General features: G+C 65.4%; 6 protein-coding genes and 2 tRNA genes. 7 read left to right on the top strand and 1 reads right to left on the bottom strand.

The features are described from left to right. Nucleotides 1–335, bottom strand: a 335-nt coding sequence (locus VF794_RS26320) for a recombinase RecT (protein WP_331115049.1), incomplete at its 3' end; no start/stop codon positions are given. Between the two features lie 264 nt (nucleotides 336–599). Between VF794_RS26320 and VF794_RS26315 the strand changes: the two genes are divergently transcribed. From VF794_RS26315 to VF794_RS26285, 7 genes are all read left to right on the top strand, one after another. Beyond that, nucleotides 600–672, top strand: a tRNA-Lys gene (locus VF794_RS26315). A 106-nt stretch (nucleotides 673–778) separates the two neighbouring features. Then, nucleotides 779–860 (top strand) — tRNA-Leu (locus tag VF794_RS26310). Between the two features lie 124 nt (nucleotides 861–984). After that, nucleotides 985–2,265 (top strand): trigger factor, encoded by a 1,281-nt coding sequence (gene tig, locus VF794_RS26305; protein ID WP_331115047.1) that lies wholly within the window; start codon nucleotides 985–987, stop codon nucleotides 2,263–2,265. A 36-nt stretch (nucleotides 2,266–2,301) separates the two neighbouring features. Next, entirely contained in the window at nucleotides 2,302–2,919 is a 618-nt protein-coding gene (clpP, locus tag VF794_RS26300) for an ATP-dependent Clp endopeptidase proteolytic subunit ClpP (RefSeq protein ID WP_331115045.1), read from the top strand. A 209-nt stretch (nucleotides 2,920–3,128) separates the two neighbouring features. After that, a complete protein-coding gene (gene clpX / locus VF794_RS26295; RefSeq protein WP_331115043.1) occupies nucleotides 3,129–4,409 on the top strand; it encodes an ATP-dependent Clp protease ATP-binding subunit ClpX in 1,281 nt (426 codons plus the stop codon). A gap of 109 nt (nucleotides 4,410–4,518) precedes the next feature. Continuing rightward, entirely contained in the window at nucleotides 4,519–6,594 is a 2,076-nt protein-coding gene (locus tag VF794_RS26290; protein WP_331115041.1) for a prolyl oligopeptidase family serine peptidase, read from the top strand. 197 nt (nucleotides 6,595–6,791) lie between these two features. Further along, nucleotides 6,792–7,547 (top strand): LON peptidase substrate-binding domain-containing protein (locus tag VF794_RS26285; protein ID WP_331115039.1); only part of this gene is annotated, 756 nt, incomplete at its 3' end.

Genomic DNA, 7,547 nt, shown 5'->3' with positions numbered 1-7,547 from the left:
TCCACGATGATCTCATCCTCGGCGTACACCGCACTCGCCTGGATGCCCTTGAAGTCCGGGAAGCGCTCCGCGCGCGCCAGCATCCCCGCCTCCGAGGGCTGGAACTCGTAGCGCGTCACCCAATTGGGCTTGTCCCGGTTGCCCGCGTTCTGCCGGCGGGCCACGCAGAAGGCCTCTTTCAGCAACGGATCCAACCCCGAGCGTTTGCACTGCTCGATGAAGAGGGCGAACTCGTCCTCCCCGATGCCCCGGGGGCAGATGGTCCGCTTGATGAGCTCCACGCGCTCGTGGCTCCACTGGCTCGACGCGCTCTCCGCCTTGTTGTGTGCTTCCATGCCGCTTCTGCCTTCCCTGCGAAAAGGGCGAACGACCTCCGTCCGCCCGCGAGTTGAGTACAATTCAACCCGGGAAGAGGGGCGTTCGCATCCCTTTTACTGAACGCCCGTCCAGGCCCGGCCGGAGGGCAGGCAGGCGTCAGGAGGCGGTGTCAGCGGGGTTGCGAAGGCGTACGAAAAAAAGCATTTGACGTGGACGGCGGTGCCCTATACAAGCCGCCCCATCGACGACGCGGTGACGAACCGCGGCGGCGAAAAAGAGTCGGGAGCGTAGCTCAATTGGTAGAGCAATGGACTCTTAATCCATAGGTTGTGGGTTCGATTCCCTCCGCTCTCAAGGCCGGGGCCCTTCCAGAAATGGAAGGGCCCCGCTGTCTTTTTGGGGTCCTGGATTCGCCTGCGCCGGCTCCCGGTTTTCGAGGTAGAACGCAGGGTGAGCGCCCGGGCGGGTGGCGAAACTGGTAGACGCGCCAGACTTAGGATCTGGTACCGCAAGGTGTGAGGGTTCGAGTCCCTCCTCGCCCATTCCGGCCATTTCGCGTTGACCGGACCGGACCTATCTCCTAAAGGCGCACGTCCCACGTCTTCACTTCTTCACCCATCCGACACGCCGACGTCCCAGGCACGTCCGGCGCGAGCGAGGCATCCCATGAAGGTCCAGGTCGAGGAGCTCTCTCCCATCGAGAAGAAGCTCTCCATCGAGGTCGAGAACGCCCGCGTGGCCGAGGAGCTGACCCGCGCGTACACCGCGCTGAGCAAGCAGGTGAAGCTGCCCGGCTTCCGGCAGGGCAAGGTGCCCCGCCGCATCCTCGAGCAGCGCTACCGGGAGCAGGTGGAGGACGAGGTCATCCAGCGCGTGATGCAGAACGCCTGGCAGGAGGCCGCGCGTGAGCACAAGGTGGATGCCGTGGCTCCGCCCCAGGTGACGAACAACTCGGGCCTCAAGGCCGACGCGCCCTTCTCCTTCGAGGCCCGCGTCGAGGTGAAGCCCAAGGTGGAGGCCAAGGACTACCAGGGCCTGCCGCTCACGCGCACCGACACGGCCGTCGAGGACAAGGACGTGGACGCCCGCCTGGAGGAACTGCGCCAGAACATGGCCCGGCTGGAGCCGGTGGAGGGGCGCGACGTGGCCCAGGCCGGTGACTTCGCCACCGTGGACTACGAGGCCACCGTGGACGGCAATGCCTTCGCCGGCAGCAAGGCCGATGGCGTCACCGTGGAGCTGGCCCCCGGTGAGCTGGTGGAGTCCAACGTGGCCGCCCTCGAGGGCGCCAAGGTGGGCGACACCAAGGAGATCGACTACGCCTTCCCCGCCGACTACCGGGTGGAGGACGTCAAGGGCAAGACGGCCCGCTTCAAGTTCACCGTCAAGGGCCTGAAGAAGAAGGTCGTCCCCGAGCTCAACGACGACTTCGCCAAGGAGACGAACGAGGCCCAGTCGCTCGAGGAGCTGCGCGGGAAGCTGCGCGCGGATCTGGAGCTGGGCAAGCGCAGCAAGGCCCAGAACGAGGAGCGCACCGCCATCATCAAGGCCCTCATCGAGCGCAACGCCTTCGAGGTGCCCAAGTCCATGGTGGAGCGCACCATCGACAACATGCTGGAGAACCGGCTGCGCGCCATGGCCCGCATGGGCATGGACCCCCGCCGTCTGAATCTGGACTTCGCCCGGCTGCGCGAGGACCTGCGTGAGGAGGCCCTCCAGGAGGTCAAGGGCGCGCTTCTCATCGAGGCCATTGCTCAAAAGGAGAACATCCAGGCCTCCCCCGAGGACGTGGAGAAGAAGATCGAGGAGCTGGCCAAGGAGGCCAAGCAGGACGTCTCCGTCGTCCGCAAGTACTTCAAGGGCCCGGAGGAGCGTCAGGGGTTGAGCCTCCGACTTCGCGAAGAAAAGACGATTGAATTCCTGAAGGGTCAGGCGAAGTATTCCTAAGGCGGTTTACTCCTTCGGACCCTTCGCGAGGTTGTCATGCCCTTCATGCCCGTTCCCTACGTCATCGAGCAGACCCACCGTGGGGAGCGCTCGTATGACATCTACAGCCGGCTCCTCAAGGACCGGATCGTCATGCTGGGAACGGAGATCGACGATGACGTGGCCAACGTCATCGTCGCCCAGCTCCTGTTCCTGGAGTCCGAGGACCCGGACAAGGACATCAACCTCTACATCAACTCGCCCGGTGGGTCGGTGACGGCGGGTCTCGCCATCTACGACACCATGCAGTACGTCAAGCCCAACGTGTCCACCATCTGCGTGGGGCAGGCGGCCTCCATGGGGGCCGTGCTGCTGCTGGCCGGGGCCAAGGGCAAGCGCTACGCCCTGCCCAGCTCGCGCATCATGATTCACCAGCCCCTGGGCGGGGTGCGCGGCCAGGCCACGGACATCGAGATCCAGGCCAAGGAAATCCTCCGGATGCGGGCCAAGCTCAACGAACTCATCGTCAAGCACACCGGCCAGTCGATCGAGCGTGTCGAGAAGGACACGGATCGCGACTTCTTCATGGGGGCCACCGAGGCCAAGGCCTACGGCATCCTCGATGAGGTGCAGATTCCCCGGAAGGTCCTGGCTCCTCCGGGCGAGCGCAAGTAACACCCCCCGCACACGGGGTATCCGAGCCGGAGTCGCGGGGAATGCTGCACCGCGTCTCCGGCTTCTGCTTTCTGCGCCAGATTTTTTGGGGTGTTAAGTACCCCTCAGGTGCGTGGACGCCCCGGATGGGGGCTGACTAGATTGACTGTGGGCAAGGGGAGCGGGCCGGTTGGGGAGCGCACCCTCAGGCAGTCGCAGCGAGGGCATACATGGCGGGAAAGAACGTGGAGAAGCGAGACAACCAGTCCCTCTGCTGTTCCTTCTGCGGAAAATCGCAGAAAGAGGTGAAGAAGCTCATCGCGGGACCGACGGTCTACATCTGCGACGAGTGCATCGGGCTGTGCAACGACATCATCGCGGAGGAGATCGACCGCGAGGAGACCAAGGACACCAAGCTGCGGATTCCGCGGCCCAGTGAGATCAAGGCCATCCTCGACGAGTACGTGATTGGCCAGGAGCGGGCCAAGAAGGTCCTCTCGGTGGCGGTGCACAACCACTACAAGCGCATCGAGACCAAGGTCCAGATGGACGATGTGGAACTGCAGAAGAGCAACATCCTTCTGCTGGGTCCCACGGGCAGCGGCAAGACGCTGCTGGCGCAGACGCTCGCGCGCATCCTCAACGTGCCCTTCACCATCGCGGACGCCACGTGCCTCACCGAGGCCGGCTACGTGGGTGAGGACGTCGAGAACATCATCGTCAACCTGCTCCAGGCGGCGGACCACGACATCGAGCGGGCCCAGCGCGGCATCGTCTACATCGACGAGATCGACAAGATCGCCCGCAAGTCGGAGAACCCCTCCATCACCCGCGACGTGTCGGGCGAGGGCGTGCAGCAGGCCCTGCTGAAGATCATCGAGGGCACGGTGGCCAACGTGCCGCCCAAGGGGGGCCGCAAGCACCCGCAGCAGGAGTTCCTCCAGGTCGACACGACGAACATCCTCTTCATCTGCGGCGGCGCCTTCGGCGGGCTGGAGCAGGTCATCGAGCGGCGCCTGGGCGGACGCAGCCTGGGCTTCGGCGCGGACATCCAGTCCAAGAAGCAGCGCAACCTCACCGAGCTGCTCAAGCACGTGGAGCCGGAGGACCTGCTGAAGTTCGGCATGATTCCGGAGTTCATCGGCCGTCTGCCGATCGTCACGGCGCTCGAGGAGCTGGACGAGTCCTCGCTGGTGAACATCCTGAGCCAGCCGAAGAACGCGCTGACGAAGCAGTACAAGAAGCTCTTCGATCTGGACGGCATCTCGCTGAAGTTCACGGACGGGGCGCTCAAGGCGATTGCCTCGGAGGCCATCCGCCGCAAGGCGGGAGCGCGCGGCCTGCGCTCCATCCTGGAGAGCGCGATGCTGGACGTGATGTACGAGCTGCCCTCGCGCAAGACGGCGCGTGAGGTGGTGATCTCCGAGGAGGTCATCCTCAAGAAGAGCGAGCCGGTGGTGCTCCACTCCCAGGACAACAAGGAGACGGAGCCGAAGAAGGAGAGCGCGTAGTCGCGCACCGCTTCACCGCACCGTACGGACGCCCCCGCCTCTCCCACCTTTTTCGTGGGACGGACGGGGGCGTTGCCTTATCTGCTCTCAGCACATGGAGACGACGCGGATGAACTACCCAGCCACGCGGGCCGAGGCGGTGGTGGACACACTGCACGGGGTGGAGGTCGCGGATCCGTACCGTTGGCTCGAGGACGAGAAGTCCCCCGAGGTGCGGGCGTGGATGAAGGCCCAGGATGCCTTCACCCGGGAGCGGCTCGCCCAGTACCCCGGCCGCGAGGCGCTGAAGCGGCGCTTCACCGAGCTCTTCTACGTGGAGTCCCTGTCCGCGCCGGCGGTGCGTGGAGACCGCTACTTCTACGTCCGCACGCACAAGGACAAGGAGAAGGCGGTCCTCTACTGGCGCGAGGGGGAGAAGGGGGAGGAGCGGGTGCTGTTGGACCCCAACACGTGGAGCGCGGACGGCACGGTGTCGCTGGGCCTGTGGGCGCCCTCGTGGGACGGGCGGAAGCTGGCCTTCACGCGCAAGCCCAACGCGGCGGACGAGGCCATCCTCCACGTGCTGGACGTGGACACCGGCAAGTGGTCCGAGGTGGACGTCATCGAGGGGGCCAAGTACGCCTCCCCGAGCTGGACGCCGGACAACCAGTCCTTCTATTACGCGTGGCTGCCCACGGATCCGTCCATCCCCGTGGCCGAGCGGCCCGGCTACACCGAGCTGCGTCTGCACCGGCTGGGGACGGATCCGAAGGCGGACCCGGTGGTGCACCCGCGCACGGGAGACCCGAAGACGTTCCTCAACGGAGGCGTCAGCCGGGACGGGAAGTACCTCTTCGTCTACATCACCCGCGGCTGGAGCGAGAACGACATCTGGTGGAAGCGGGTGGGGGAGAAGGACTTCCGCCTGCTGATGAGGGGCGAGGGAGCCAAGTACTCGGCCGACGTCTGGGAGGACCACTTCTACATCCTCACCGACGAGGGGGCCCCCCTGGAGCGCGTCTTCAAGGTGTCCCCGGACGCCCCCGAGCGCGCGGCGTGGAAGGAGATCGTCCCCGAGGATCCAACGGCCGCGCTCCAGGGCATCAATATCGTGGGCGGCCACCTGGCGCTCGCCTACCTCCAGGACGCTACCACCCGCGTCCGACTGGTGACGCTCGACGGCCAGCCAGTGCGGAACGTGGAACTGCCGGGCGTGGGCGCGGCGAGCAATCTGTACGGGTTGGAGGACCGGGACGAGGCGTGGTTCGTCTTCAGCTCCTTCAGCACGCCGCCGCAGGTCTATAAGACGTCCGTGACCACCGGGCGCGTGGAGCTGTGGGCACGGGTGGAGATGCCCATCCACCCCGAGCGCTACACCGTCGAACAGGCCTTCTACCACTCCAAGGACGGCACGCGGGTGCCTCTCTTCCTGGTGCACCGCGAGGACCTGAAGAAGGACGGCACCAACCCGGTGCTCCTCTATGGCTACGGCGGCTTCAACGTGAGCATGCTGCCGTCGTTCCGCTCGAGCATCTACCCCTGGCTCGACGCCGGGGGCGTGTACGCGGTGGCCAACCTGCGCGGCGGCGGTGAGTATGGGAAGGCCTGGCACGAGGCCGGGCGGCTGGACCGAAAGCAGAACGTCTTCGACGACTTCCACGCGGCGGCCGAGTTCCTCGTGCGCGAGGGCTATACCCGGCCCGAGAAGCTGGCCATCTCCGGCGGCAGCAACGGCGGCCTGCTGGTGGGGGCGGCGATGACCCAGCGACCGGAGCTCTACGGCGCGGTGGTGTGCTCGGTGCCCCTGCTGGACATGGTGCGCTACCACTTGTTCGGCAGCGGCAAGACGTGGATTCCAGAGTACGGCTCGGCCGAGAACCCCGAGGACTTCCGGGTGCTGCACGACTACTCGCCCTATCACCGGGTGCGGGCAGGCGTGCGTTATCCGGCCCTCTTGATGATGGCCGCGGATCACGATGACCGGGTGGATCCGCTCCATGCCCGGAAGTTCGTGGCCGCCGTGCAGAACGCGGGCCACGAGGCGCCCGCGCTCCTGCGGATCGAGGCCAACGCGGGCCATGGCGGGGCGGATCAGGTGGCCAAGGCCATCGAGTCCAGCGTGGACCTCTACTCCTTCCTCTTCCAGGTGATGAGCGTCCAGGCGAACAGGCTAGAAGTCAGTGCGAGCCCCTCGCGGGGCCGCTAAAGCAGCGACCGGACACCCGATGGCCCCGAAGGTGTTCCCTTGCTTGCAGGCCAACGTTCCCCATCTTTCACCCGGGGAACGGCTGGCGAAGAGGCCGTGTTATAGGACCGTCTTACCCGTTCGTACTCTGAGTGTGCGTGCGGGCAACTTTCCAGGGGCTTGTCACCTCGGGTGGCAAGCAGGCAGGTGGCGAATACATGTTCTTCGGACGAGACGACAAGAGGGATGCCCAGAAGCGTGGGAGCACGATTCCGCTCCTCCCGCTGCGGGACATCATCGTGTTTCCGCACATGGTGGTCCCGCTGTTCGTCGGCCGGGAGAAGTCCATTGCGGCCCTGAAAGACGCGATGGCCCACAAGGGGCCCGACGACAAGGCCGTCATCCTCCTGGCCGCCCAGAAGAAGGCCAAGACGAATGACCCGACGCCAGAGGACATCTTCCACTTCGGCACCATCGGCCACGTCATCCAGCTCCTCCCCCTGCCCGATGGCACGGTGAAGGTGCTGGTCGAGGGCGTGCGCCGGGCCAAGGTGAAGAAGTTCCAGCCCAACGACGCCTTCTTCATGGTGGAAGTGGAGGACGTCGAGGAGCAGAGCGAGAAGTCCGTGGAGCTCGAGGCGCTCGTGCGCAGCGTGCACTCGGTCTTCGAGGCCTTCGTCAAGCTCAACAAGCGCATCCCGCCCGAGATGCTCATGCAGGTGGCGAGCATCGATGACCCGGCGCGGCTGGCCGACACCATCGTCGCCCACCTGTCGCTCAAGCTCAACGACAAGCAGGCGCTGCTCGAGACCGAGAGCCCCGCCAAGCGCCTCGAGAAGCTCTACGAGCTGATGCAGGGTGAGATCGAGATACTGCAGGTCGAGAAGAAGATCCGCACCCGCGTCAAGAAGCAGATGGAGAAGACCCAGAAGGAGTACTACCTGAATGAGCAGATGCAGGCCATTCAGAAGGAA

It is taken from the genome of Archangium sp. (assembly GCF_036389735.1).
Classification (GTDB): Bacteria; Myxococcota; Myxococcia; order Myxococcales; family Myxococcaceae; genus Archangium.
Note: the sequence above shows the minus strand (reverse complement) of the source record. Positions and strands in the feature narration are given on the sequence as shown.

Excerpts from the sequence above, each read along its gene's own strand:
- clpX (WP_331115043.1), top strand. The coding sequence starts at position 3,129 with ATGGCGGGAAAGAACGTGGAGAAGCGAGACAACCAGTCCCTCTGCTGT.
- clpP (WP_331115045.1), top strand. The coding sequence starts at position 2,302 with ATGCCCTTCATGCCCGTTCCCTACGTCATCGAGCAGACCCACCGTGGG.
- VF794_RS26290 (WP_331115041.1), top strand. The coding sequence starts at position 4,519 with ATGAACTACCCAGCCACGCGGGCCGAGGCGGTGGTGGACACACTGCAC.
- tig (WP_331115047.1), top strand. The coding sequence starts at position 985 with ATGAAGGTCCAGGTCGAGGAGCTCTCTCCCATCGAGAAGAAGCTCTCC.